The sequence below is a fragment of the Ensifer sp. genome (assembly GCF_031989085.1).
GTDB lineage: Bacteria > Pseudomonadota > Alphaproteobacteria > Rhizobiales > Rhizobiaceae > Ensifer.
The window spans coordinates 113,254-139,020 of the sequence record NZ_DALZXU010000007.1 but is presented as its reverse complement, the minus strand read 5'-3'; the positions used below and the strand labels follow the sequence as shown (position 1 = coordinate 139,020).

22 protein-coding genes and 4 pseudogenes are annotated in these 25,767 nt (G+C 59.4%); 17 read left to right on the top strand and 9 right to left on the bottom strand.

What is annotated here, in order from left to right:
- The first annotated feature begins 18 nt into the window (after positions 1-18).
- The 10 genes from RTP54_RS24135 to RTP54_RS24090 all read left to right on the top strand — a co-directional run bounded on the left by RTP54_RS24135 (position 19) and on the right by RTP54_RS24090 (position 11,069).
- Entirely contained in the window at positions 19-1,587 is a 1,569-nt protein-coding gene (locus RTP54_RS24135; RefSeq protein ID WP_312366103.1) for an ABC transporter substrate-binding protein, read from the top strand.
- A gap of 74 nt (positions 1,588-1,661) precedes the next feature.
- The gene (locus RTP54_RS24130; protein WP_312366102.1) at positions 1,662-2,627 is read left to right on the top strand and encodes an ABC transporter permease; all 966 of its coding nucleotides are present in this window, start codon (positions 1,662-1,664) and stop codon (positions 2,625-2,627) included.
- 7 nt (positions 2,628-2,634) lie between these two features.
- Complete coding sequence (locus RTP54_RS24125; RefSeq protein ID WP_312366101.1) at positions 2,635-3,507, top strand: ABC transporter permease; 873 nt, start codon at positions 2,635-2,637, stop codon at positions 3,505-3,507.
- Positions 3,508-3,528: 21 nt separating this feature from the next.
- Positions 3,529-4,509, top strand: coding sequence for an ABC transporter ATP-binding protein (locus RTP54_RS24120; RefSeq protein ID WP_409517195.1), 981 nt, complete (start codon positions 3,529-3,531; stop codon positions 4,507-4,509).
- The gene (locus RTP54_RS24115) at positions 4,506-5,534 is read left to right on the top strand and encodes a dipeptide ABC transporter ATP-binding protein (protein WP_312366099.1); all 1,029 of its coding nucleotides are present in this window, start codon (positions 4,506-4,508) and stop codon (positions 5,532-5,534) included. Before RTP54_RS24120 ends, RTP54_RS24115 begins: the two co-directional genes overlap by 4 nt.
- Before the next feature lie 68 nt (positions 5,535-5,602).
- Positions 5,603-7,003: an ABC transporter substrate-binding protein gene (locus RTP54_RS24110; RefSeq protein ID WP_312366098.1), complete on the top strand. Its 1,401-nt coding sequence runs from the start codon at positions 5,603-5,605 to the stop codon at positions 7,001-7,003.
- Positions 6,996-8,456, top strand: coding sequence for an amidohydrolase family protein (locus RTP54_RS24105; protein ID WP_312366097.1), 1,461 nt, complete (start codon positions 6,996-6,998; stop codon positions 8,454-8,456). The genes RTP54_RS24110 and RTP54_RS24105 overlap by 8 nt, the downstream gene beginning before the upstream one ends.
- Before the next feature lie 7 nt (positions 8,457-8,463).
- Complete coding sequence (locus RTP54_RS24100) at positions 8,464-9,396, top strand: dihydrodipicolinate synthase family protein (RefSeq protein ID WP_312366096.1); 933 nt, start codon at positions 8,464-8,466, stop codon at positions 9,394-9,396.
- A complete protein-coding gene (locus RTP54_RS24095) occupies positions 9,393-10,175 on the top strand; it encodes an SDR family oxidoreductase (protein WP_312366095.1) in 783 nt (260 codons plus the stop codon). Before RTP54_RS24100 ends, RTP54_RS24095 begins: the two co-directional genes overlap by 4 nt.
- 108 nt (positions 10,176-10,283) lie before the next feature.
- The gene (locus tag RTP54_RS24090) at positions 10,284-11,069 is read left to right on the top strand and encodes a PhzF family phenazine biosynthesis protein (RefSeq protein WP_312366094.1); all 786 of its coding nucleotides are present in this window, start codon (positions 10,284-10,286) and stop codon (positions 11,067-11,069) included.
- 205 nt (positions 11,070-11,274) lie between these two features.
- Here RTP54_RS24090 and RTP54_RS24085 read toward each other — a convergent pair.
- The 8 genes and pseudogenes from RTP54_RS24085 to RTP54_RS24050 form a co-directional block, all read right to left on the bottom strand.
- A pseudogene (locus tag RTP54_RS24085) lies at positions 11,275-12,026 on the bottom strand (IS6 family transposase).
- Positions 12,027-12,389: 363 nt separating this feature from the next.
- Complete coding sequence (gene istB / locus RTP54_RS24080) at positions 12,390-13,271, bottom strand: IS21-like element ISRel3 family helper ATPase IstB (RefSeq protein WP_312366093.1); 882 nt, start codon at positions 13,269-13,271, stop codon at positions 12,390-12,392.
- Complete coding sequence (istA, locus tag RTP54_RS24075) at positions 13,268-14,521, bottom strand: IS21 family transposase (protein ID WP_312366226.1); 1,254 nt, start codon at positions 14,519-14,521, stop codon at positions 13,268-13,270. Before istA ends, istB begins: the two co-directional genes overlap by 4 nt.
- A 400-nt stretch (positions 14,522-14,921) precedes the next feature.
- A pseudogene (locus RTP54_RS24070) lies at positions 14,922-15,114 on the bottom strand (IS30 family transposase); the annotation flags it as partial.
- 45 nt (positions 15,115-15,159) lie between these two features.
- Complete coding sequence (locus tag RTP54_RS24065) at positions 15,160-16,410, bottom strand: MFS transporter (protein WP_312366092.1); 1,251 nt, start codon at positions 16,408-16,410, stop codon at positions 15,160-15,162.
- Between the two features lie 287 nt (positions 16,411-16,697).
- Positions 16,698-16,907 (bottom strand): annotated as a pseudogene (locus RTP54_RS24060) (IS256 family transposase); the annotation flags it as partial.
- Between the two features lie 124 nt (positions 16,908-17,031).
- Complete coding sequence (locus RTP54_RS24055; protein ID WP_312366091.1) at positions 17,032-18,081, bottom strand: alpha/beta hydrolase; 1,050 nt, start codon at positions 18,079-18,081, stop codon at positions 17,032-17,034.
- 30 nt (positions 18,082-18,111) lie between these two features.
- The gene (locus RTP54_RS24050; RefSeq protein ID WP_409517204.1) at positions 18,112-19,503 is read right to left on the bottom strand and encodes an MFS transporter; all 1,392 of its coding nucleotides are present in this window, start codon (positions 19,501-19,503) and stop codon (positions 18,112-18,114) included.
- A 69-nt stretch (positions 19,504-19,572) separates the two neighbouring features.
- Here RTP54_RS24050 and RTP54_RS31085 point away from each other — a divergent pair.
- The 5 genes and pseudogenes from RTP54_RS31085 to RTP54_RS24030 form a co-directional block, all read left to right on the top strand.
- Positions 19,573-19,743 (top strand): annotated as a pseudogene (locus RTP54_RS31085) (LysR family transcriptional regulator); the annotation flags it as partial.
- 132 nt (positions 19,744-19,875) lie between these two features.
- Positions 19,876-20,514, top strand: a complete 639-nt coding sequence (locus tag RTP54_RS24045; RefSeq protein WP_312366089.1) for a substrate binding domain-containing protein — start codon at positions 19,876-19,878, stop codon at positions 20,512-20,514.
- A gap of 72 nt (positions 20,515-20,586) precedes the next feature.
- Positions 20,587-20,742, top strand: coding sequence for a hypothetical protein (locus tag RTP54_RS24040; protein WP_312366088.1), 156 nt, complete (start codon positions 20,587-20,589; stop codon positions 20,740-20,742).
- Positions 20,743-20,800: 58 nt separating this feature from the next.
- Positions 20,801-21,160, top strand: a complete 360-nt coding sequence (locus RTP54_RS24035; protein WP_312366225.1) for a type II toxin-antitoxin system RelE/ParE family toxin — start codon at positions 20,801-20,803, stop codon at positions 21,158-21,160.
- Positions 21,150-21,473, top strand: a complete 324-nt coding sequence (locus tag RTP54_RS24030) for a DNA-binding transcriptional regulator (protein ID WP_312366087.1) — start codon at positions 21,150-21,152, stop codon at positions 21,471-21,473. Before RTP54_RS24035 ends, RTP54_RS24030 begins: the two co-directional genes overlap by 11 nt.
- 557 nt (positions 21,474-22,030) lie before the next feature.
- Here RTP54_RS24030 and RTP54_RS24025 read toward each other — a convergent pair.
- Positions 22,031-24,010 (bottom strand): alkyl/aryl-sulfatase, encoded by a 1,980-nt coding sequence (locus RTP54_RS24025; protein WP_312366086.1) that lies wholly within the window; start codon positions 24,008-24,010, stop codon positions 22,031-22,033.
- A gap of 196 nt (positions 24,011-24,206) precedes the next feature.
- On the opposite strand from RTP54_RS24025, the gene RTP54_RS24020 reads away from it, so the two are divergent.
- Positions 24,207-24,620 (top strand): hypothetical protein, encoded by a 414-nt coding sequence (locus RTP54_RS24020; RefSeq protein ID WP_312366085.1) that lies wholly within the window; start codon positions 24,207-24,209, stop codon positions 24,618-24,620.
- Between the two features lie 59 nt (positions 24,621-24,679).
- Positions 24,680-25,630, top strand: a complete 951-nt coding sequence (locus tag RTP54_RS24015) for a helix-turn-helix domain-containing protein (protein ID WP_312366084.1) — start codon at positions 24,680-24,682, stop codon at positions 25,628-25,630.
- The last annotated feature ends 137 nt before the right edge of the window (positions 25,631-25,767 follow it).

The following is a 25,767-nucleotide window of genomic DNA, read 5'->3' as shown; positions in this document are numbered from 1 at the left end:
CAAAAAAAGGGGAACACGATGATGAATCTACGCATGATAGCCACCAAGGGCACCCTGTTCGCAGGCGCGCTCCTTCTAGCCTCCACCTCCTTGACCGGCCCTATCGAGGCCAAGTCACTCACGGTGGGGCTTACCTCCGACGCGGTGAACCTCGATCCTCAAGCCGGCGAGGAACTGTCGAGCAATATCCTTTTCTACCACATCTACGACCCGCTCGTTCGCCGTAACGCGGATCTCTCATTCGGTCCCGGTCTTGCCGAAAGCTGGGAGCTCGCGGACGACACAACCTGGGTCTTTAAGCTTCGCAAGGGCGTGAAATTCCACAACGGCGAGGAATTCAAGGCCTCCGACGTCGTATTCACTTTGGACCGGCTGAAAAAGTCACTGATGGCCAATCTTGGCGCCAACATCTCCGCGTTCAAAGCGATCGATGACTACACGGTCGAGATCAAGACACCCCGCCCGTACGCGGTCTTGCCGAACGACCTTGCCGCCGTGCTCATTCTCAACGAGAAGTACGTCAAGGAAGCCGGCGACGAGGCAGCCGACCTCAAGCCGATCGGCACCGGACCCTACAAGCTCGTCGAATGGGTCAAGGAAGATCGCATCGCGCTGGAGTCCAACAAGGACTACTTTGCCGGACCCGCCAAGCTCGACACCGTCACCTTCCGTCCGATTACCAACGGCGCAACCCGCACGGCCGCGCTCCTGACGGGTGAAGTCGATGTCATCCAGGATCTGAACGTACGCGACGTCGATCGGGTAAAGGCCGATGATCGATACAAGGTTCTTGCCCAGCCGAGCCTGCTCAATGTCGTTTTGTCGATCGATCAGCGCGAAAAGAGTCCAACCATCGACCTCGACAAGAATCCGATGGTCGATCGTCGCGTTCGCGAAGCCATGGTTCGCGCCATCGATGTCGGCGCCATAAACAAGGTCATCATGAACGGGCTCTCCACCCCATCGGCGCAATATGTGCCCGCTTCCCATACCGGTTATTTGGACGGGGCGAGTTTCCGCGACATGTATCCGTTCGATGTGCAAAAGGCGACGGCCCTTATGGCGGAAGCCGGTTATGCAGACGGCTTCACCGTTACCCTCGATGCCACGAACAACCGATACGTAAATGATCAGCAGATCGTCCAGGCGTTGGCCAGCATGCTCGGCAAGATCAAGATCAATCTGAAGCTCAACCTGATGCCGAAATCGAATTTCTTCGGATACATCCGGGTTCCTAGCGACAAGTCCAGCCTCATCATGAGCGGCTGGGACGTGCCATCGGGCGACGGCGGCTCAATGTACAGCGTCATGTTCTACACGCGCGACAAGAAAGAAGGATACGGCCAGGTCAATCGCGGCAGCTACTCCAATCCGCAAGTGGATGCCCTGATCGACAAGGCAGACGCGACCGCCAAGCTTGATGAGCGTGACAAGTACCTGCAGGACGTGACCAAGATCCTGATGGCGGATATTCCGATGATCCCGATCCACTACGAACAGGATCTTTACGCGGCTAAGACCAACGTCGACATTACCCCGCGGGCCGACAAGTTTCTTTGGGCCTACGATATCGACGTGAAAGAATAGTCCATAAATCCGCAAGGGTGCCGGGTTGATCCGGCACCTATTCTTCCAGTCACGAACCTGACGGATCCTCGACCTTGCTCGGCTATACAGTAAAACGGCTCCTACAGATGGTGCTGGTCCTCTTTGTGGTGTCCGTCATCGTCTTTCTGATGATGAGCTTCACCGGGGATCCGGTATTTATGGTCATTCCCATCGATTCCACCGCTGCCGAGATTGAGCAGGCGCGCCGCCTGCTGGGCCTCGATCGATCGCTCGTCAGCCAATACTGGATTTTCCTATCCAACCTGTTGCAGGGCGATTTCGGGCGGTCCTATGTGTTCCGCCAACCGGCGATGGATCTCATCCTTGAACGCTTGCCCGCGACCATGGAAATGGTGCTCGTCGCCATGGGGATCGCCACTGTCATTGCCATTCCGCTGGGTGTCTATGCCGGCGCCAACCCGAACCGCCCCGCCTCTCGCGGCATCATGACCGCTTCACTCTTCGGTATTTCGCTACCGGGGTTCTGGGTCGGCATGATGTTGATCTTCTTCTTCTCCGTCCGCTACCAGTTCCTGCCCTCTTCAGGGCGTGGTGATACGGTCGAGGTGTTGGGGCTGCGCCTCTCGATTTTCACGGCAGACGGCTGGTCGCACATAATTCTGCCGGCAATCACGTTGGCGCTTGCCACGCTCGCCATCATCCTGCGCATCACCCGCGCCGGCATGATGGAGGTGATGCGGCAGGACTACATCAAGTTCGCCCGTGCCAAGGGCGCCTCGCGCCGCCATATCCTCTTTGCGCATGGCCTGAAGAACGCTCTGATCCCGGTCGTCACTATCTTCGGCCTGCAACTCGGTGACCTCATCGCCTTTGCGACCATCACCGAGACGATCTTCGCCTGGCCCGGGACCGGGAAGCTTCTGATCGATTCCATTTATCGCGGAGACAGGCCCGTCATCGTCGTCTACCTGATGCTGACCGCCTTTATCTTTGTCGTGATCAATTTCCTGGTCGATATCGTCTACACGCTCATCGACCCTCGTATAACGGTCAAGTGAGGATCAGATGAACCGCCTGCTTTCCTCCGAGTTCGTCTACAACTACCGTCGCAACATCCCTGCCGTGCTTGGCACCGTGCTCGTTCTCGTCTTCGCGTTCCTAGCCATCCTCGGACCGTTTCTCGTCTGGCAGGATCCCTACGACGTGTCGCAGCTCGAGCTGATGGACAGCTTCAAACCCCCGGTATGGCTGGAGGGTGGCGATCCGCGCTACCTGCTCGGCACCGACGGCCAGGGCCGCGATGTGCTTGCCTCGATCATCTACGGTGCGCGCATCTCCGCCTTTATCGGTCTTGCGGCAATGATCTGTTCGTGTGTGATCGGCACCACCCTCGGCCTGATTTCCGGCTACTATGGCGGTATGCTCGATGCCGTGATCATGCGGATTGCCGATATCCAGCTCTCCTTTCCATCGATGCTGATTGCGCTGTTCCTTATGTCGGCGTTCGGAAATGGCATCGGCATGATCCTGATTGCACTCACCGCAGTCGGTTGGGTCGTCTATGCGCGCACCGTGCGCGGCTCGACGCTGAGCGAAATCCAGAAGGAATACATCCAGGCAGCACGCGTTGCAGGCCTCAGCGATGCCCAGATCATCCGACGCCATGTGCTCCCGAACGTCCTCACACCACTGATCGTCGTTTCGACCATTCAAGTCGGAAGCTTCATTCTGATCGAAGCCTCCCTAAGCTTCCTTGGCGTCGGCGTGCCGATCACAGAGCCATCGCTTGGTCTACTCGTCAAGGAAGGTTTCGACGTTCTTTTCTCAGGAATCTGGTGGACCTCTGCTTTTCCAGGTCTGTTCATCATGTTCCTCGTCTTCGGCATCAACCTGTTCGGCGATTTCCTGCGCGACGAACTCAATCCGCGGCTGCGTTAAGCCATGAGGGAGGAAACGCAGATGGCAAAACCTTTGCTCGACATCCGGGGCCTGCGAACGCATTTCCACACTTTTGGCGGGCTGGTGAAGGCCGTCGACGGTGTCAGTTTCGACGTCAAGGCCGGAGAGATCGTCGGTCTTGTCGGGGAGTCTGGTGGCGGAAAATCCGTGATCGGCTTCTCGATTCTCGGCCTTATCGATCCCCCGGGGAAAATTGTCGGCGGAGAGATCCGTTTTGATGGCCGCGACATCGCCAGCCTCGATGAACGCGCGATGCGCAGAGTGCGCGGCCGCGAGATCGCCATGGTCTTCCAGGATCCGATGACCTCGCTCAATCCGGTCTACACCGTCGGCCGGCAGATGGACGAGGTGCTGCGTCTGCACACTGATCTAGATCAGGCCGCCCGGCGCGCGCACTGCATTCGCATGCTGGAGGATGTCGGCATATCCGAGGCCGATAAGCGGTTGGACGCCTATCCGCATCAGTTTTCCGGGGGCATGCGCCAGCGTGTCGTGATCGCCATCGCGCTTCTCGCCGGGTCGCGTCTGATCATTGCCGACGAACCGACAACCGCCCTTGACGTAACCGTCCAGTCGCAAATCCTTAAGCTCATGCGTCGCCAGGTCGAAGACACCGGCGCGGCCATGATCCTCGTCACGCACGATCTGGCGGTGGTGTCGGAAATGGCGGACCGCGTTGTGGTCCTTTATTGCGGCAGAGTGGTCGAGCGCGGGTTGACCTACGAGATCATTGCAAATCCGGCACATCCCTATACCCGCGGATTGCTGGACAGCATACCCCGTATTGCGAACCGGCAGCATCGCTTGCGGCAAATCCCAGGAACCGTCCCGGATATCCGCGCGATCGGTGTCGGTTGTTCCTTCCGCGAGCGTTGTCCCCGCGCCCAGCCCATATGCGCCGAACGCTCACCGGATCTTGCCCATGTTCGCGGATCGCTTGATGCCGCCTGTCATTTTCCACTTGAGGAGGCGGCACGATGACGCAACCTGTGCTTGATGTCCGCAACCTTGTGAAAGCCTTCTCCATCAGCGGCGGTTTTTTCGATCGCTTGCAGTTCGGCGGTGGGAAGTTGCTTGCACCGGAAAGGGTGTTAAACGCTGTCAACGGGGTGTCGCTGTCGATTGCGCCCGGCGAAGTGCTGGCGCTCGTGGGGGAATCCGGATGTGGAAAATCAACCGTCGCAAAGACAATAGCGCGCATACACGCTCCGACATCCGGAGATATCTATATCGACGGAACAGAAGTTTCGAGCCTCAACCAGAAGGAATTGCGACCTTTCCGGCGGAAACTCCAGATGATCTTTCAAGATCCCTACGCGTCTCTCAACCCGCGGCAGCGCATCAAGGACATCGTCATCGAACCGATGCGCGCGCAATCGGACAGCAAAATGAGCGGCCGGGAACTCGATGCGGAGGCGATCAAGTTGCTCGGACGCGTTGGACTGAGCGCCGAACAGGCAAACCGTTATCCCCATCAATTTTCCGGCGGTCAGCGCCAGCGTATTGGGATTGCGCGTGCATTGTCGGTGCGACCCAAGGTGATTATCGCCGACGAGCCAGTGTCAGCGCTCGACGTCTCGATCCAGGCGCAGATCCTCAACCTCATGATGGATCTGCGCGACGAGTTCGGACTGTCCTATCTTTTCGTGTCCCATGACCTGTCGGTGGTTCACCATATCGCCGACCGGATCGCCGTTATGTATCTCGGTTTCATGGTCGAGACGGCCTCGCGCGACCAGCTCTTTGCCAATCCGCGACATCCATACACGCAAGCCTTGCTCTCGGCAGCTCCGAGCGTTGACAAGTCGCTTCGTAAAACTGAGGTGGAAATCGTCGGCGAGGTGCCGAGCGCATTGAAACTTCCCTCGGGCTGCTGCTTCAGAACCCGCTGTCCCCTCGCCTTCTCGCGATGCTCGGTGGAGCGCCCGCCGCTTCGTCCGCAGCCGGGCGGCGGCAGCGTTGCCTGCCATCTGCACGATCCCCACCCGGAGGTTTTCGCGTCATGAATACAGCTACAATCGTCCAACCGCGGCTGCGACTTGAAGACCCGCACGACTGCACCGATGCAAACGACGTGCTGTGCATCTTCGACGCCTTCTTCGATGGCCTCGTACGGTATGGCCATGACGGCACCTACGTTCCGGCGCTCGCTGAGCGTTGGCACGTGTCAGACGATGCCCGGACATGGACATTCCGTCTGCGCGAGGCCCTGACTTTCCACGACGGCACCACCTGCAATGCCGATGCAGCTATCCTTTCGCTGCGCCGGATGTCACGAGCAGACAAGGGGTACACGCTAGGTGCACCCGGCGTCTGGAGCCAATATCTCGGCGATGCGCAGATCACTGCGCTGGATGCCAGGACGATCGAAATCATTCTCGCTCGTCCCATGGCCGATCTTCTAGACGTCCTTGTCTACGGCTATGTGATCGCGCCTGGTGCACTCGAACGCTACGAAAGCGGGGATGTCTCGGCCCCGGTTGGCACAGGTCCCTACCTTTTCGAAAATTTCCGCGACGGCCTCGACATCACCGGTCGCCGTTTTGAGGGGTGGCACGGCAAGAAACCTGCAAACGCACACATCCGTTTTGTTTTCGAACCGGATGCCGGCCGACGTCAGACTATGCTTGTTGCTGGCGAAGCCCAGGTCGCAAATAGCCTCGACTTCCATCATTCCCAAGCGCTTGATCGCGCCGATGGCTTTACCCGCGCCGTTTCTCTGGTCCCGGTCTCGATCATCTACCTTTTCAACAGCGCCAGCGGGCCTTTCGCCGACCAGCGGGTTCGGCGCGCAGCCAATCTTGCGCTTGACCGGCAAGCGTTGGTCGAAACCGTGGTCGGTGGTGCGGCGCGGCCATTGACGGGTTTTGTAAGCCCCGCTCATTTCGGCGCCACGGATGCCACCGGCGGTTTGGAATGCTATCTTGTCGAAGCAAAGCGCCTGCTTGCGGCGGCGGGCCATGGCGATGGTTTCGTCATCGACGTCGACTGCCCGACACGCCTGCCGGACGAAGCGGAAAGGCTGACCGCTGCCGTTGAACTACAGCTCTCAAAAATCGGCATATCCTTCCGCGTCCATCGGCACGAAGACCGCGAGGCGTATGCCCATGGGGTGCGCTTGAAGCAGGTGCATGACATGTGCGTCTTCGATTCCAGTCCGCTCAGCACCTTTCGCGTGCTCGCCGAAAAGATCGATGCACGTGCCCGCGGCTCCTGGTGGCTCGGTTATCACAACAACGAGGTTGAGCAACTGATCGACGTGGGCCGACGCACCACGAGCAACACCGCGCGTGGGGCGCTTTACGAGAACGCCTATCGTTTGCTGCAGAAGGATCCGCCTTGGCTCTATCTCTATAACCCCTTGCGTGTAACGGGATTGGCCGGCGACCATCCGGAATGGCGGATGCGCCCAGACGCCGTCCTCGACGTCACCGCCCTGCCAGGATTCGGCCAGGAAAGGAATTGTCGTGATTGATATCGATCTGCTGTTTTGCGGCGGAACCGTCATTAGCATGGATGCCGATCGCCGGGTGATCGACGACGGCGCAGTCGCAGTCCTCGCCGACCGGATTGTCGACGTTGGGCCCGCAGATATCCTGGCATCGCGCTATCGTGCCGGCCGCACCATCGATACCTCCGGCAAGGTTGTCATTCCCGGCCTGATCGATGTCCATGCCCACGCCGGCCACGGCCTGATCAAAACGATGGGCATGGAACAGGCCGACTGCTGGGAAGAGATTGTCAACATGGCCTATACCGTTGGCACGACGCCAGAATTCTGGCATGCCGAAGCGCAACTTGCCGCCCTGGAACGGCTTCGCTTTGGCGTGACCTGCGGCGTATCGTTGCTGGGTGGCGGCGACACGATCATGCGTACCGACGATCCTGTATATGGTCATGCCCATTGTGAGGCCGTGGCCTCCATCGGTACACGTTCCGTAGTTGCCGTAGGTTCCACGCGCCCCCCCCATCCGCGCACCTATGCCCGTTGGGATGGAAGCACGCGCCATCAACATCCTGTCACATTCGAGGATCAGTTCGCAGTCTCGCGCTCGCTCTTGGAAGACTGGCACGGCAAAGGGCGCATACGCATTGCCCTGTTGACGCCGGTGCTGCGCAATGAGCACGCCGAAACGCTCTCCGCCAGCGACTACGAAGCTGCCGTTTCTCAGACGCAGACGATGCGGGCCTTGTCGCGCGACGCCGGAGTGATCTTCACGCAAGACGGCCACTGGCGTGGCTCCGTCGTGCGGGCCAAGGATATAGGCATGCTAGGTCCCGATGCGCTGCTCTCGCATGCGATCGACCTCAGCGCAGAAGAAATCCAGATTATCGCGGATACCGGCACGCGCATTGCGCACAATCCCAGCGCGATCGCCTCGATTCTCGGTCGATGCCCGGCGACCGAATTGATCGAAGCCGGCGCGGTGGTTGCGCTCGGTTCCGACGCCACGGCACCGGATCGCACCTGCGACATGTTCCGCCATATGCAGCAATGCATGCATTATCATCGGACATTCTTCCGCGACCCCTCTGTCCTCCCACCCGGTAAAGCTTTGGAAATGGCAACTACCGATGCCGCAACGGCGCTTGGCCTCGATGGCGAGATCGGCTCACTGGAAGCCGGCAAGAAAGCCGACATAGTCGTGATCGACATGCATCGTCCGCATCTGGCGCCTTTCCAGATGCAAGCTTTCCGGACCGTCTATTTTGCCAACGGCAACGATGTCGACATGGTCGTGATCGACGGAGAAGTGCTGCTTGAGGCTGGTCGGCCAGTGAAGGCAGATACAGCTGCGATCCTCGCCGCCGCCAACCGCGAGGCGGACGCGCTTATTGGGCGCATGAACCTGAAATCGATGATCGGACTGCCCGAAGGATTTTTCGGCGCAGCCCGCTATCCGAACGCAACCCCTTCCGTCGAATGAGGCCCCCATGGCAAGACTGACTGAGGACGCAAATGGCGTCTATATCATCGCGTTGACACCATTCACCGACACGGGCGCTCTCGATCTCGACAGCACCGATCGCTTGGTCGATTTTTACATGGAACGTGGCGCCACGGGACTGACCGTCCTCGGAATGATGGGCGAGGCCCAGAAGTTGACAACGGAGGAATCGCAGACTTACGTCAAGCGCATCCTCAAGCGCGTCGATAGTCGGGTGCCGGTGGTCGCAGGCGTTTCGTCCGCGGGGTTCGCCCCGATGAAGACGCTGACCGACATGATGATCGGTTACGGCGCCGCGGGCGTAATGATAGCGCCGCCACCGACGCTTCGAAACGACCAGCAGATCATTGGCTACTACCAGCAGGCGGCCGAATTTCTTGGCGACGTTCCCTTCGTTCTTCAGGATTTTCCCCTCGTCACCTCCGTGACGATCCCGGTTTCGGTAATTCAGACCATCATCGACCAGGTGCCCACCTGCGTCTGCCTCAAGCACGAAGACTGGCCGGGGCTTAGCAAGATCACAGCCTTACGCAAAGCTGCGGAAACGCAAGGAAAGCGCCGCATCTCGATCCTTTGCGGCAATGGCGGCATGTTCCTTCCGGAAGAAATGGCGCGTGGCGCCGACGGAGCTATGACCGGCTTTGCCTATCCCGAGATGATGCGGGACGTCGTGCGTTTCCAGCGCGAGGGCGACCTTACCCGGGCACAAGATATCTTCGACGCCTATCTGCCTCTGGCGCGTTACGAACAGCAGCCCGGTCTCGGGCTTTCGATCCGCAAATATATCATGGCAAAGCGCGGCGCGATCGCGTTCGCTGCACTGCGCAAACCCGGTGCCAGCCTCTCGAAGGACGACATTTACGAAATCGAACGGCTCACTGAACGACAGACACGACGGCTGCAGGAGCTTGGTCTATGAACCTCGGACTAGTAAACAAGACGGCGCTGGTACTGGGTGCCAGCCGTGGATTGGGCGCCGCCATCGCGGCTGGTCTCGCTCGCGAGGGAGCGACCGTTTATGCTGCAGCAAGATCGGTCGAAAAAGTCGAGACCTGGCGCATCGATCTACCGGAGGATGCAGGACCGGTGCTCCCGTGCGCAGTCGATCTCAGCGATTTGAAGAGCATAGATGGCCTTGTCGACGACCTTCTGGAAAAAGGTGGTGTCGATATTCTTATCAACAACACCGGCGGACCGCCGTCGTGTACCGTCCTCGATGCCACGAGGTCCGACTGGCTTTCTCAGTTCGAAACGATGGCCGCAAACATCTTTCATCTCACCGGCCGGCTTCTGCCCGCCATGCAGGCAAGGAAATGGGGCAGAATAATCACGCTGACATCGTCCGGCGTCGAGCAGCCGATCCCGCGACTTGCGCTTTCGAACGGGATACGGTCGGCCATTGTGGGGTGGTCGAAAACACTTGCCGACGAAGTCGCAGCCGATGGTGTAACCGTGAACATCCTCCTGCCGGGCCGCATTCACACGCAGCGCGTCGACGAACTTGACGCAATAGCTGCGAGACGATCTGAAAAAAGCCAAGCGGATATCGCTGCAGCATCCGCAACGAGCATTCCTGCCCGTCGCTATGGACGTCCGGAAGAATTCGGGGATGTTGCCGTATTTCTGGCGTCCGAGCGCGCCTCCTACATTACAGGGTCGAAGATCAGGGTGGATGGTGGGGCGATCCGGGGAGTATAAGACTGCCTGTCCTCTGAGATCGATCGCTGAGACACTGGCTTGCCTGGCGCACAGGACAAACAGCGACCTTTTCGAAATCTGCACTTTAGTACGAGGAAATGGCATACCATGCGTGTCCCTCTATTTCAGATCGATGCCTTCACCAAAAGGCTCTTTGCGGGAAACCCAGCAGCTGTCATGGTTCTGCCGAGTTTTCCGAACAACGCGACGTTGCAAGCGATCGCGGCCGAAAACAACATCGCCGAGACCGCCTTTTTAGTGGAGCGAGACGGGCAGTATCAATTGCGATGGTTCACCCCTGCTGTGGAAGTTCCGCTGTGCGGTCATGCTACCCTGGCAAGTGCGGCCGTTGTGATGGAACGTCTCGAGCCGGGCCGAAAATGCGTCATCTTCCAAACGGAGAGCGGCCCGTTGACCGTCCAGGGCAAGGAAGATGGATACGTCATGGATTTTCCGTCGAGACCATGTGAAAAAGTAGCCACCCCGCCACGCATGGCCGCAGCATTGAATGCCGTTCCAGTTGAGGTGTATCGCGGCCATCACAGCTATCTTGTCGTATTGAGTGATGCCCAAACGGTGCGCGCACTCACCCCCGATTTGGCCGCGATCGCAGCTCTCGATCGTCCTGGCGTTATCGTCACGGCAGCCGGTGATGAACGCTATGACTTTGTAAGTCGTTATTTTTCTCCCGCGAGAGGAAATCCGGAAGATCCGGTCACAGGGGCCGCGCACTGCATGCTTGCACCGTACTGGGGAGCGATTACCGGAAAGTCCACATTTCACGCATATCAAGCCTCTCGCCGCGGGGGCGAAGTTCTATGCAGACTTTCTGGCGATCGAGTTGAACTTGAAGGCAGTTGCGTTTTCTATCTCGAAGGTTATGCCGAGATCTAACCGGGGATCAGTAGCTGCCATGGCATCTCAAGCCACGCACAGCCCCCCGGCTAGACGACGGGTAAAGGCGTCGAGAATGAGGATCAACTTTCTACCCTGGTGGAGCTCGGATGCCAAACGGCCCAAGGGTATCTGCTCGGCAGGCCGCTCGACGGCGATGTCACGTTGTTTCATCACCCTCCGAACAAGGCGTTTGCCTGTGAACTCAAGCAGTTGCGCCGGTCACGGCTTTCCACTGCGCCATTGCGCGGATCCGATGAACGTGGGTGGCGAGGGCTGAGCGTTTCTGGTGCGGTGCGACGAGAAGATTTCGGACTGCAGAAAAGACTGAGATAAAACTTTGCAAACCGCCGACCGATCGATATCCCTCCATCATCAGTTCTCGTTTTCGTAGTGGCACGTGAGAATTCTCCGCATGATTATTCAGGTCTTTGTGCGATCGATGTTCGACAGGGGGCATCACGTCCCGTCTTGCCGCTCAGTATGAGCGTAGTTTGTCGGTGACGATGCGCTTCGGCGTCAAGCCGTGTTTCTTCAGCAGTCTAACCAGCAATCGTCTGGCAGCTTTGGTATCGCGGCGGGCCTGGACGATCTCGTCGAGAACATAACCGTCCTTGTCAACGGCACGCCACAGCCAATGTTTTCGGCCGCCGATGGAAATCACAACCTCGTCCAAATGCCAGATATCGTGTCGCGACGGCTTCATTCTGCGCAACGGCTTGGTGTAATCCGCCCCGAATTTGCGGCCCCATCGCCGGATCGTTTCATGAGACACGACAATGCCGCGCTCCACCAGCATTTCCTCAACCAGCCGCAGGTTCAAAGGGAACCAGTAATACAGCCAGACCGCACGGGCGATGAACTGCGGTGGCAAGCGGTGGTTCTTGTAGCTGATAGTCGACGAGTTCATGTCAGCCGAACTATCCCTCAACCGTTAAGCTGCAGACAACGTGACATCGCGCCGCTCGCGCTATTTTAAAACTCGGAGTACGCGAGGTAGCGGAGCTAGCAAAGGTGACAGCAAACACCGTGAGCAGGGTGGAGCAAGACGAGGCCGTCCAAGAGGACCGCAACCGGTCACCATTGAAGCAATCAGACGGGTGTATGAGGCGCGGGGCATTGTGTTCTTCGAGGAAGGCCCAGCGCCCAACGATGGCCCAGGCGTCCGATTGGCCAAGGCTTAAGTCTTCTGGGAAGGGTTTACATCCGCGCGCGGGAAGCTGCGGTTTCAATCGATACATTATGCGATCTTCGAAGCACAGACGGCACTGTCAATGCCGCGTGAATTTTCTCCAGAAGTGCCGAAGTAAAATTCCCCACTTATGCCGACGTGGACGTCAAGGAGAACTGAGGATTTTTCGGGGGCCGCCCGCGTGGCTTTTGAGGCGGGGCGAATGCCGGTGGTGCGATGAGGGCTTTGGATCTGACATGCTCCGGCATGAGTTCGGCATGCTGGCGCAACCGGTAACTGGATCCTTCGATCTGCACGACAACGGCGTGGTGAAGCAGTCTGTCGAGCAGCGCCGTTGCGACGACAGGATCGCCAAAGACATCGCCCCATTCTGCAAAGCCGCGGTTTGATGTCAGGATCCTTGCCCCCCGTTCGTATCGTGCATTGACGAGTTGGAAGAACAGATTGCCGCCGCCCGAGACGACCGGCAGATAGCCGATCTCATCGACGATCAGCAGGCTTGGCCTGCAGAAGAAGCGAATGCGCTCCTGGAGCCGACCTTCCCGTTCGGCACGCGCAAGCGAACCGATCAGGTCAGCGAGCGTCGTGAAGTACACGCTCTTTCCAGCTTTCACGGCTTCGACGCCCAGCGCTGTGGCAAGATGGCTCTTTCCCGTTCCCGGTGGACCGAGGAAATGAACTGCCTCGTGACGGTCGACAAACCCGAGCTGCGCCAGGGTAAAGATGCGATCTCGGTCGAGCGAGGGTTGGAACGTAAAGTCGAAGCCGGCTAGCGTTTTGATCGTTGCAAGCCTGCCCATTCGCAGGGCGGTCTTGATGCGGCTGTTCTCGCGCAGCGTCAGTTCCTCGGACAGGAGGATGTCGATGGCCTCAAGTGCCGATAGTTCACCGTGCTCGAGGCGGCGCACGACATGGTCGAGAGCTTCCAGCGCCCGTGGCATCTTCAGGCCGACGAGATCATGACGGATGCGATCGATCATGGACGGAATGGCATCGAGGGTCGCGCTCATGGGCGGTTCTCCTGTGCCAGGACTTTGCCCACAGCGTCGTAAAAGGCGAGAGATCGCTGAAGTACGGTGTCGCCGGCAGGCTTGACGATAATGGCGTCGTCCCGTGTCCTGGATTGCGGCACGAGTGCTCGTCGATGGTCAGGATGAACCCGGCGCTGTTTACGACCCTCCAGGACAGGATGGGCTGCGATCAGGATGCCGTTTTCGAAGATGCGGACCTCGTCGGCGAGAGAATGGACTTCCACCATTCGGCTTCGTGTAGCATCCGGAACGCTGTAGGTGTTTCCGCCGACGCTGACCATACCTTCGCGCGACACGCGGCGTTCCAGCTTCAGGACGGATTTGAACGGGGCCAGCGGTAATGGTCGCAGGTGCGGCCGTTCCTCGGCGAAGGCTTCATTGATGACGCGCAGGGTCGTGGCGTGCTTCCTTGGATTGGCGACGGTATCCAGCCAATGCCGAAGCTGAGCATTCAAATCATCGAGGTTACGGAAAGATCGGGCGAGGAAGAAGTCTTCGCGAATATAACGGAATGGCCGCTCGACCTTGCCCTTGGTCTTGGCACGATACGGTTTGCAGGCCTTGGGATGGAATCCGTAATGGCGCGCCAGGTTTATGAGGGCACGGTTATAGATGATGCCCTCTGTCTGGCCTTCACCGATGACGGCCGTCTTCATCCGGTCGTAAAGCACCTCCCTGGGAGCGCCACCAGGAGCCTCGAAGGCCGCGATATGGCAACGCAGGACGGTCGGTAGGTTCTGATGCATGACAAAACGCGCCCAGATGAGGCGGCTATGACCCAGCACCATCGAGAACAGCCAGACGATCCTCGGCGTCATCGGTTCGTCGGTGAAAACGACGTGGAACTGGGCGAAGTCGACTTGGGCCTGCTCTCCGGGCGGCGTCTCGAAACGAACTTCGAAGCCCTGACTTGCAGCAGGGCGCACATCACGGAGAAAATCCGTCACAGCCGTGTAGCCGCCGGTATAGCCTCGCTCGCGCAGTTCTCTAAGCAATCGACTGCCGGTCAAACCGGGATAGGATTTGACCCGCTCCCGTAGGTATGAAGCGAACGGGTCGATAACCGTTGCCCGAGGCTTTCTTGGACCATAGGCCGGAGCTTCGAGGCCCGGCTCAATGTATTTGCGCACCGTCTTGCGATCGACACCGGTTTCTCTGGAAATTGGCGACACCGTCAGGCCCTGCTGATGCAGATCCAGGATCATGATCGTCTCCCTCAGCTTGATCACCAACATCCCCCTTCCGACCATCGGAAGGAGTATCGGCGATGACGCGCCGCCGGTCTTCCGGGGCGCGCCCCGGAAGACCGGCGGCCGCAGCACCTGGGGAAGATTCAAACGGCACTATTGGGGAGTATTGCTCCGGTACCGACAGGCACATGCTGTCTGAGTAATTCTCGGTTTTCTTAAATGCCAATCTACATGACTTCGCACCTGTTCGGCTCAGCGCGTGCGGATACCACCCTCCGCTCGCTGCTGTCACTTCCGCAAATGGTAAACCGCTGGGGTCGATCACTTGTATCCGGCTATGGCGTGGCAACAGGAGGTAAACGAACGTGACAGTAGCTCCGATGGAACGGGTGTGGAGAACCCAACCGAAGTGCCTCATTGTGGTTTTGAGGTTAGGTGTTCAGCCGTCTTCCTGCAAATGCGCCAGAAGACTCCGTTGGTGTGCTGTAGTTGAGGCACTTTCTCGGCTGGTCGTTGAGATTGCGAGCAAATTGGCGTTGCGATACGACTGCAAGATCCGTATCGCCTGGCATGAAGCGGCGAATGCGCTTGTTGACGTTTTCCACCGCGCCTTTTTGCCAGGGCGCGTTTGGCACCCATCACCGGTGCGGCTTTCTTTCTTCCTGAGACCTCGCCCCCTATTTGGGCCCCTTGCCACGCGAGCGAATACCCCAACTAAAGATAAACAAGGCTAGGGCCAACATGGCCGAGACATAACCGCCAAGGAGGTAGGGAGCAGCAACGCCCGACCACCCCGCCAACAATGCTCCTAACGGGGGGGCTGTTGCGGTCGCAAGGGCGCTCATAGCCTCGCTGACAGTAGTCACTCTGCCGATAGCCTCCGGAGGTGTCTCGCGCTGGATCAATGTTCGGTAGGGTACGAAGATGCCGGCGCTGCAAAACCCAATCCAAAACTGAACCAGATAGAAGCCAACTGGGGAAAGCGTTAGATCGCCACGTCCCAGATGGCCAACGACTGCAACAAGCAGACCGAAGAAAATGCCCCCCACCGCCATTAATCGCAGAGGATCTGCATGCGTGGCGTATTGTCCGATGGCAAGCGCGCCCACCACGCCGCCCGCACCGGTAGCGGCGACCGCCAGACCCAGCGCTGAATCGGAGTAACCGATCTCTCGAATGAGCAGTGCAAACAGCCCATCATAGAGGAAGATCAGGAAAAAGCCTGTGGCCATCGATGCAATGGCGGCAAACAGCATCGGCCGCTCCTTGATGATGGTAAGACCGAGCATGAATTCTCGGGCAAAGCTCTTAGGCTCGCTCATCTCTGGTGCATGCCGAAGTCCCGAAGGCAATCCAAGAAGGGCCAGCCCCGCGATAAGCGACAGGCCCGCATTGACGATGAAGACGCCTTGCGGGTCCATCAGCGTGACCAATACACCTCCCAAGGCAGGTCCGATTATTTTCGTACCCTGGTTTATAGTATGGCTCAGACTGTTCGCCGCGACCAATCCATCCAGCGAGCTCAGCAAAGGCAAAGTGACCTGCTTGGAAGGCGTGAATACGGCATCAACGCTTGATTTGAGGGTGACAAGCAGGAGCAGGGCCTCGAGATTCGGAGCGATCGCAAAGGACGCGGTCGCCACAGCTCTTAGAAGATTGCTGGCGACCAGTAGGGTGCGTTGATCGCTGCGGTCAACTAAGACGCCGACAAACGGCCCGAGCAACACGTAAGGGAGAGCCAGCGCCAAGGTCAGGCCAGCTAGAGCGGAAGGCCCGAGGTTCCAGTGAAACGCCAATAATGAGGCTAGGGCCACAAAGTCTAGCCAATCAGCGAGATCGGCGGGTATTTGGGCTAAAAGAACCCGGCGCAGGCGTGGAACTGCGAGAGGAGAAAGGGAGGCCGGTAGCCATCTCGACACCATCGTCATCCGGCCTCGTTCACCGATGAATTGATGAGCGCAAAACCTACCTCAGCACCAAACCAGGCCTTGGCGACAAACAACGACAGGCAAAACCTAACCATGTTCTTTCAACCTCGCACGCAAGCACACCACCGTTTTCAACCACTAGTATATTTTAATCAAGGGCTCGCTCTACCCGCACACTTCGAGCAGCCTGCCAGGCTTGAGATTAAAGGATCCGTCAAGGTGGCGTAATTTCGGGCGTAGCTCCGGGCCGTGGTGATCAGGCGGCTCTGGGTGCAATTTGAAGTGGTTTCCTCGATTTTTGGTGGATTTAGCTCGGCCATCGACTCGACCTGCATGTTTCGGCTCAGGAGTTGCCATTCGTCGTTGGCTTCGAGGGGGGCCGCGCCGATCAGGCGCGCGATGCTGTCCTCGTTCGGGAAGATGCCGACCTTCGGGCATCTGGCGCGGAGGTGATCAGCAACATGCCGCCAAGTCTGCACGGCATTGTCTTGGTCGGGGCTTGCTTCCGTCACGTTCAAGAGAACGACATCATACTCGAAGTCCTCGGAAGGGTGGGCCATTCCATAACCAACCAAAAGTGTAGCCACCTGTTCTTGACCGGAAGCGGGCGAACATGACAGATCAGACGGTCTTCAACGCGCGACCGAGCGCAGCCTTCCAACTGGAGATGAATTCCGTCGAGATGCGCGCCTCGGGCACCATGGCGTCGAAGCCATGATACGCGCCGGGGACCACCGACATTTCGACCGGCACCCCGGCTTCCATCAGGCGCGAAGCGAAACTCATCGATTCCGGCGCGAACAGATCGAGCGTACCGACACCGATCCAGGTGGACGGCAGGCCGCCGAGATCGGCAGCACGCGCGGGAACGGCCTCTGCCGGGGCGCTGCCCATGAGCGGCTTGCGCCCCAGCAGCGATGTCCAGCCGAAGGCGTTGGACTGCCAGTTCCAGATGAAGCGGCCGACATGTCCAGGCGGCGCGCGCAGGGCGGTGCGGTCGTCCAGCATCGGATAACGCAGCAGCTGGAAACGTATCGGCAGTTCGCCGCGGTCGCGCGCCCTCAGCGAAACCGCTGCGGCCAGACCGGCACCTGCACTTTCTCCCATAATGACGATGCGGTCCGGGTCGACGCCAAGTTCCGCCGCCGATCCATGCAGCCAGGCGAGTGAGGCATAGGCGTCGTTCAGCGCTGCAGGAAAGGGATGCTCGGGTGCCAGGCGATAGTCGACCGACACGATAAGTGCGCCCAGTTCCGCAGATAGCTGCTGCAGCTCGACGATCGCGACCTCCGGCTTGCCGACGACGAGGCCGCCGCCATGGATGTGCAGGATCGCCGGCTTGTCCGAGCGCTGCGGCGCCGGGTCGAGAACGGCCAACCTGAGCTTCGGATTGCCTTTGCCGCCCACGATGTAGCGATCCATTGGTTGAACAGCCGGTGCTGGCAGCGCTGGCGGGAACTGGGTGCTGCGGACGGCCTGGAGATTGCCCAGGCCGAGATCGAGAGGCGGTATTTGCTTGAGGATGGGGCGGAGTTCTGGATCGACCAGATCGATCGGGTCGACAGCGGAGGGCTGACGCAGCGTTGGCGCGGCGGTTTCGGCCGGGCCAACGGTCGCAAGAGTGAGAGCGGGCAAGGGCATGGCGGTGTATTCCCTACGATTGAGGTGCATGTTGGTTTCCCAAGTGTTTGTAAAGAACGATCACCGGCCGGACTTGCCGGTGAGAAGGAGAAGGCCGGCAACCGCACCTGCGAGGAGGATAACAGCCGCCGTGGTGAAGGCACTGGCGTGTATGTCGAGAGGAGCCGACGCAACCGCGGCCGCCACGGCGAGGATCGTGGCGAGGATGGAGGCGCCGCCCATCTGGAGGGAGGTGTTCACCAAGCCGGAGACCATGCCGGCCTCGCCCGGCTTGACCGATGAGGTGGCCACGTCCGTCAGGCAGACAAAGGAGAGCGACGAGCCAAACCCACCAATGGCCAGGGCAAACGCGGATACGGCGACAAACGGCTCAGGTGCGGCCGGCAGCCACGACAGGATGAGGGACGAGACGCCCATCAGCGCGAAACCTAGCGGCGAGACGAGGCGTGCCGCGAAGCGGTCCATAATAGCTGGAGCAAAACGGGCACCGGCGACCGAAGCGAGAGCCATGGGCAGGAACAGGAGTCCCGTTTCGAGCGGCCCCATGCCGCGTACCTGCTGGAAGTAGAGTGAACCGAAGAACAGCGTGACCAGCGGTCCGGCGGAGTGGACGAAGATAAGTGCATTGCCGGCGGCGACCTGACGGACGTTAAACACCTTGAGGTCGAGCAGCGGGGCCGTGCTACGAAGTTCAATGACGACGAAGGCAGCGAGCAGTCCGGCTGCCAAGGCCAGAAGTCTGAAAGCGACGGGTGTGGGAGCGGCGAGGTCGGCGACGCCGAGTGTGAGGGCTCCGAAGCCGAGCGTGGCTGTGGCTGCGCCAGCCCAGTCCATCCCCGGTACGGTGACAGTTCTGGCTTCGCTGCGGCCACCTACCCTGGTCGTTGCCCAGGCCATGGCGAGACCAAGGGGAACGTTGATCAGGAGCACGGACGACCAGCCGAAGTAGTTGGTCAAAAGGCCGCCGAGCAGGGTGCCGGAGGCCACGCCCACGGTGGCTGAGGACGCAAATAGTCCGAGCGCGCGGAGCCGCGACGGTCCAGCAGGAAAATGCAGGGTGAGCAGGGCCAGCGAAGTGGCGGCGAGCAGGGCGGCCCCCACTCCCTGCAGGGTCCTTGCGGCGATCAGCATCGCCATCGACTGACTGAACGCACCGATGAGCGAGGAGAGCGCGAAAACAAGAGCGCCGGCAACGAAAACACGACGATGGCCAAGCCGATCGCCAGTCCGGCCTGCAAAAAGTAGCAGTCCGCCGAAGGCAAGCGCATAGGCATTGAAGACCCATTGCAGGTCGCGCTCGCTTGCGCCGAACGCATGCGCCAGCGCCGGGCCGGCAACCATCAGGACGACGGCATCGATGACCACAAGGAATTGGGCGCCGCAGATGATCGCGAGCGTCAACAGTGCGGATTGTGCCGGCGTACCGGCTTCGGGTGAGGAGCGTGAAGACATCTGGTTCATGAGAAGAAAATAGATTATCCCCATGGGCGCGATAATTGAGATAATATGGAATGAGTCTATATGGCTGTAGATAATCGAAAGACGCCGGTCCCATTCGTCGAGCGCCTTCCACCGGTGGAGGCCGTCGTCATCTTTACCCGCGTCGCCGAGACGGGCAGCTTCACCGCCGCGGCCCGTGCCATGGGTATACCGCTGGCCACCGTCAGTAAGCGCGTGGCAGAACTGGAGGAGCATCTCGGCGTCCGTTTGATCGCACGCACGACGCGGCGCTCGTCGCTGACCGAACCCGGCAAACGTTTTCTCATTCATGGCCGGCTGATTGTCGATGCACTGCAGCGGGCAACAGACGAGGCGGCTCATGCGGTGGCTGAGCCTTCCGGGCGGCTAAGGTTGACCATGTCGACGGTGCTGGTCGAGGCCGGCCTCGGCAAGATCGTGGCGCGCTTCATTGCCGCCAACCCGAAGCTGCGCTGCGAGATCGACGCTTCCGACCGTTATGTCGATCTCGTTGCTGAGGGTTATGACCTTGCCGTGCGCGTCGGAAACCTCAAGGACTCCTCACTGATCCGCCGCAAGATCGGCAGCACGGAGGCATCGATGTTTGCCGCCCCGTCCCTGATCGCCGATCATGGCATCCCGTCACGTCCAAACGAACTCGCCAGCTACCCGCTGATCGGCGAGCAGATTGCCCCCGGCGATAGCCAAGTCTGGACGCTTCACCATGTCGCACAGAAGCCCCTGAAAATCGAGTTCAAGCCGCGAATGTCGGCCAACAACGTGCGCGCCATATCGGAGGCCATCGAAGCCGGGCTCGGCGTCGGCCGGCTGCCGACATTCGTCGGCCGCAGGATGGTCACTGAGGGAACAGCCGTCCACGTGTTGCCGGGTTGGGCCGGCCCAAGCCTTGACATTTCGCTGGTCCATGCCGCCAACCGCGGCATGCTTCCTGGCGTGCGCCTTCTGATAGACGCCTTCACGCGCGAAGCCGGGGTGTTTCTCTAGGGCGGGTCAGAGGTAGCTATCTCCGCTTGAGACCATCAGCTTTGGCCGCAGATTAACGCCAAGCGGGAGAAGATGGGTCTCGTCACCGAGCACGCGCCGGGCGTCTCGGAATTCAGCGAGCGCAAGGCGCCGACCTTACGAGAGGTGGGTGAGCGCGGCCGCTTCTTGTCGCAGGACAAGGCGGCGCTTGCTGCCAGGATTTTGAATCCGGTATGGGAAGCAGCGTAGTCTCCACAATCTTTCCCGACAACTTGATAGTGTGTAGCACCCAGTGCTATATAAAGCGATATCAGAATGGACTTTCAAAACCGCGTGGTTTTCCAAGGCAGCGAAGAAAGCGCGGATCTCCGACAAAGCCCTTTGCAAGGCGATTGAGCAAGTCGCACGCGGACAGGCTGACGATTTCGGTGGCGGCGTGTTCAAGAAACGGCTCAACGACAACATGCACCGTTCGATCGTTCTGGCAAAAGCCGGTGAATATTGGGTGTTCACCTATCTGTTCGCGAAGAAGGACCGCGCAAACATCGATGACGACGAGCTCATGGCTTTCAGGAAGCTCGCCGAACTCTATCGGCGCAAGACACAGGTCGAGCTTGATGCCGAAATCAGAGCCGGCGCCCTATTGGAGATTTGCAATGACGACTAAGCGCAAGTTCAAGAGCGATGCCTTTGAGGCGATCCATAGCGCCGTCGAAGACATGTATGCGGCAGGCACCATCGACAAGGAAACCATGAAGACCTTTGATGAGACTTGCCTGTCCATCCCACAGGAACTGACTCCAAAAGAGATCAAGGCGCTGCGCGAGAACAACCATGTCAGCCGGCCAGTCTTCGCGCGTTACCTGAACACAAGCGAGTCGACCGTGCAAAAGTGGGAAACTGGCGCGAAGCGGCCGAGCGGCCCCGCACTGAAGCTGCTCTCGATCGTCCGAAAACACGGCCTAGAGATGCTGTCTTAGGGCTACACTTCCGCGAAAGGATCGGCACGCGCAGTTCCAGCCGATACATTATGCGATCAACATGCGATCAACCCGGAACAGATCATAATCAAAACAGCAGTTGAGGCGTAGGTTCTAATATGGAACCATAGCGTGCGTAAAAATCCCATGAGCCAGACTTTAGAAGAAGAACCCCGAGCTTTCCCGAACCCGCTAATGTGAAAGGTCCGTGAGGATGGCACGAAAGCAGTTCGCTTTTCACTTGGCCTTAAAATACCTACACAATGGTCTGGATGGCAATCGCCGCTGGGCCTCTGATCTCACACCTGACCAGCCGAGTTGCAGATCGCTAGCCTAGCGCTTCACACAACCGGCCTGTGCACGGCCCCCACACCTCGACGCACATTCATTGTCCGGGACGCGACTTATGACATTGGAAGTGCTGCGGCTCGCGTCGGGTTCGCAACAATACGTTTGTGAGGCGCATTCGACTGACCTCCACAGATGAACGATCGCGCAGTCTCCTGCGCGATCGAGGCGTAGTAGCAGGGGGGCAGGCACCCCCCGGGACTGCAAACTCACGGCGTGACGATGTTGAACCAGAAGTCGAAGTTGTCGAGCATCGAAACGACCTGAGTAAGCTTGGTGGCGTCGCCATCGACCTTGATCTCGCCGGCAGCGACTGCCTTCTCGAGGGTCGTCGACCCGAGCACCAGATTGTCCAGCACCTCGCGCTTCAACGTTACCGTGGCATCGGCCTTCTCAGCCCGCGCGCCCTTGGTGTTGTTCAAGACCCCATTTTCAAGCTGCACGAGATACTTGCCACCGGTATCGCCGAAATCGAAGTTCAGCGTGGCGCTCGCACCAACCGCCTTTTCGGCGTTGAGCCTAACGCCGAGATAATCGAAGAACAGGTCGAGCGACATCGCCTTCACCGTATCCGGGCTTGCCGTGTTCGGCGTCGGCAGCTTCTTCACGCCTTCGCGCAGTTCCTTCGCACCCGTCAGGTAGAAGTTGCGCCAGGGGCCGGACTCGGCCTGATAGCCGAGCTGTTCCAGCGCATCGGCGACAAGGTCCTTGGCCGGCTGGTTGTTCGGGTCGGCAAAGACCACGTGGTTGGCGACCTGGGCCACCCAGCGATAGTCGCCGTCGGCGAAGGATTTCTTGGCCTTTTCGAGCACCGCGTCTGCGCCGCCCATGTACTCGACGTATTTCTTGCTCGCCTCGACCGGCGGCAGCTCATGCAGCGTCGAGGGGTTGCCGTCGAACCAGCCGAGATAGAGCACGTAGGTCGCGGCCACATCGTGGTAGATAGAGCCGTAATAGCCGCGGTTCGCCCAGAAATTGTCGAGGCTCGGTGGCAGTTTGAAGGTTTCGGCGATCTCCCGCATGGTCATGCCGTGGTTGACCATGCGCAGCGTCTCGTCGTTGATGTAGCGATAGAGATCACGCTGCTTTTCGAGCAGGTTTACCACCTTGGCGTTCGTCCAGGTCGGCCAGTGGTGCTGGGCGAACATCACCTCCGCCTTGTCGCCCCACATGACCAGCGCCTGGTTCAGGTATTTCGACCAGGGCAGCGGCTCGCGGATCTTGGCGCCGCGCAGCGAATAGGTGTTGTGCAGCGTGTGGGTCGCATCTTCCGCGGCCGAGATCGCCTTCTTCTCCTCGATGTACCAGAGCATTTCCGAAGGCGCTTCCGAGCCCGGCGCCATCATGAACTCGTAGGTTAGCCCGTCGATCGTCTCCTTCTGGCCGGTCTTGGTGATGATGTCAGTCGGCGCAATCAGCGTTACAGTACCGGCTGAGGTCGTGGTGCCAAGACCGGCACCCACCTGCCCCTTGGGATCGGGGTTGAGGAGATTGCCGTACATGTAGCTCGCCCGGCGGCTCATCGCCGTGCCCGCCATCACGTTTTCGGCGACCGCCGCCTCCAGGAAGCCTTCCGGCGCGTAGATCTTCACCTTGCCGGCAGCGACATCCTCTTCCGAGACCACCCCGCGCACGCCGCCATAGTGGTCGACATGGCTATGGGTGTAGATCACCGCCTTCACCGGTTTGGTGCCCCGGTTCTTGTAATAGAGGTCGATCGCCACCTTCGCGGTCTCGGCCGAAACCAGCGGATCGACGATGGTGATGCCTTCCTTGCCTTCGATGATCGTCATGTTGGAGAGGTCGAGATTGCGCACCTGGTAGATACCGTCCGTCACCTCGAACAGGCCGCTCATGGTGATCAGCTGGGATTGCCGCCACAGGCTCGGATTGACGGTCGCCGGCGCCGCCATACCCTCCTTGATGAAGCCGTACTGCTCCGGATTCCAGATCGCGTTGCCGCTCTCGCCCTTGATGAGGTCGGCCGGCAGGGGCGCGATCAGGCCGCGCTTGGCGTCGTCGAAATCGCTGGTGTCGCTGAACGGGAGCTGCTTGAGCAGTTGGTCGTTTGCGGACTTGGTCGCTTCGGTTGCGTCCTTGCGGACATCCTCTTGTGCGAAGACCGGCTGCGCCAGCGCTACCGCCAGGAAAGTCACAACGGATGCTGTTCTGAAAAGGTGCTGCTTCATGTCTAGTCCCTACCTCTGTACTCGATTGGTCTCCTTGACCGGACGCTTCAGGCAAAGCCCGGCAAACGTCTGAACGGAGCGTAGGGGGACGAGCACAGCAATCGCTATGCGATTTGCGAATGCGGCAGCGTTCGTTATTTGCATAGCGTCCCAAGTCCGAAGGACCGACGATACTTAACTGCCGATGGAGGAACGCATGATCCACCAGGATTTCCGCAGTCGTGTCGGGGAAGCCGCCTGGGGCAGATTACGCCAGAGCGTCGTTCTCGTCTGCCGCGATGCCGTCGGCGTGGGCGCATCCCTTACCTGGTCGCAGCTTGGTTCTGCACTGTCGCATATTGGAGCCGAGGCGTGCCTGCTGATGTCAGAGAAGGAGCTGAAACAGGACGCCACGCTTGCAGTCCTTGCCGACTTCGCTGACAAAAAAGTGAACAGCGCCACGGTTGAGGCAGTCAAGGTGCTGGTCCAAATTGCTGGAGAGGAAGAACTTCAAACAATAACCGAGGAGTCAGCGAGAATAGTGGACAGAGAACTTCCTGACCAATCCTTCGAATTTCGGGCGATGCTTGTCCTGTTGTCTCTGTCAGCACAGGGGCAATTTGAAGCATAGGATCCTCTGTCAAAGGATACGAAAGCAATCAAGCTGCGGGAGGGGCGGACCTGGAACCCTTGTATCGACATCGGCTGTTTTCGACCACGGATCTGGACGAAGGCGAGGAGTTCGCAAGCCAGATCTGGGAGGAAAACCACAGCACGATCAGTGACGGTCGCTACGGTCTGCGATGGAATGAGGCTGTCGGCGACAAGATCAAGCTTTCCTACGTCGAGCTTGATTGCGCCGTCGAACTTAAAGCGCAGGGGCCTTTGTCCGATCACTTCCGCACATTCTTTCATCAAAAGGGACGCATTGACCACGGCGTCAATGGGCGCGCCTTCACATCGGATCCGACCACGGCCGCCGTCCATTGCCCCGGCATGGACCTGTCGATGCACATCAAGCCCTTTGAACTGCTGCTCTTGAGCCTTGACGGGCGCTCCGTCAGGAACGCAATGGCACAGCGCTTTCGCAAGCTGCCGGACTACGTGGATTGGCTTGGCGGCCTCCGGCCGTCCCATAATCTCGCATCCCTGAGGTCCCTGACCGCTTGGCTGGCGAAGGAAATTGAAAACGAAAGCTCGCCGCTTGTGCAACTAGGGAAACCGCGCCTGCATGCCGAGCGCCTACTACTCAGCCTCTTTGTCGAGTGTGTGGCCGAGTCAGCACCGCTCGAAAGCGAGGCCGTCTGCGAAGGCAGTCAAGTTCAGGCCGAACGCGCGCGTGAGTGGATTGACGCAAATTTGAGCGAGGTTTTCGGCGTAGAGGAGATTGCCGCCGCGGCTGGCGTCGGGGTGCGATCGCTGCAAAAGAGCTTCAAGCGACTCTACGGCTGTTCGCCGCACGCCTATGCCACTAGACGCCGCCTCGAATCTGTCCGGCAGCTGCTGCTATCCGACTCCGAGTCGCAAACCGTAACCAGCGCCGCAACCCAGCTGGGCTTCTTCGAACTCGGCCGATTTGCTCAAAGCTACCGCCGGCACTTCGGTGAAACGCCATCCGCTACGCTCATGCGGCGATCTTGAGAACAATCACGACAAACGCTGTCACCTGCACGCTCCTCCAACCGATCCTGCCGCGTCGGCGATCGGCCGACGTTGGATCACGATGCAGGAGTCTTTTCCTAAAACACGGGGCCAGCACGGCGACTTGAGCCCACCGC

Bases quoted from the DNA above. Each gene is read 5' to 3' on its own strand.
- RTP54_RS24050 (WP_409517204.1), bottom strand. From the start codon at position 19,503: ATGTCTTCACGCTCCTCACCCGAAGCCGGTACGCCGGCACAATCCGCA.
- istB (WP_312366093.1), bottom strand. From the start codon at position 13,271: ATGAGCGCGACCCTCGATGCCATTCCGTCCATGATCGATCGCATCCGT.
- RTP54_RS24095 (WP_312366095.1), top strand. From the start codon at position 9,393: ATGAACCTCGGACTAGTAAACAAGACGGCGCTGGTACTGGGTGCCAGC.
- RTP54_RS24065 (WP_312366092.1), bottom strand. From the start codon at position 16,410: ATGACGATGGTGTCGAGATGGCTACCGGCCTCCCTTTCTCCTCTCGCA.
- RTP54_RS24120 (WP_409517195.1), top strand. From the start codon at position 3,529: ATGGCAAAACCTTTGCTCGACATCCGGGGCCTGCGAACGCATTTCCAC.
- RTP54_RS24125 (WP_312366101.1), top strand. From the start codon at position 2,635: ATGAACCGCCTGCTTTCCTCCGAGTTCGTCTACAACTACCGTCGCAAC.
- RTP54_RS24090 (WP_312366094.1), top strand. From the start codon at position 10,284: ATGCGTGTCCCTCTATTTCAGATCGATGCCTTCACCAAAAGGCTCTTT.
- RTP54_RS24135 (WP_312366103.1), top strand. From the start codon at position 19: ATGATGAATCTACGCATGATAGCCACCAAGGGCACCCTGTTCGCAGGC.
- RTP54_RS24055 (WP_312366091.1), bottom strand. From the start codon at position 18,081: ATGCACCTCAATCGTAGGGAATACACCGCCATGCCCTTGCCCGCTCTC.
- RTP54_RS24115 (WP_312366099.1), top strand. From the start codon at position 4,506: ATGACGCAACCTGTGCTTGATGTCCGCAACCTTGTGAAAGCCTTCTCC.
- RTP54_RS24040 (WP_312366088.1), top strand. From the start codon at position 20,587: ATGGGTCTCGTCACCGAGCACGCGCCGGGCGTCTCGGAATTCAGCGAG.
- RTP54_RS24030 (WP_312366087.1), top strand. From the start codon at position 21,150: ATGACGACTAAGCGCAAGTTCAAGAGCGATGCCTTTGAGGCGATCCAT.
- RTP54_RS24025 (WP_312366086.1), bottom strand. From the start codon at position 24,010: ATGAAGCAGCACCTTTTCAGAACAGCATCCGTTGTGACTTTCCTGGCG.
- RTP54_RS24020 (WP_312366085.1), top strand. From the start codon at position 24,207: ATGATCCACCAGGATTTCCGCAGTCGTGTCGGGGAAGCCGCCTGGGGC.
- RTP54_RS24100 (WP_312366096.1), top strand. From the start codon at position 8,464: ATGGCAAGACTGACTGAGGACGCAAATGGCGTCTATATCATCGCGTTG.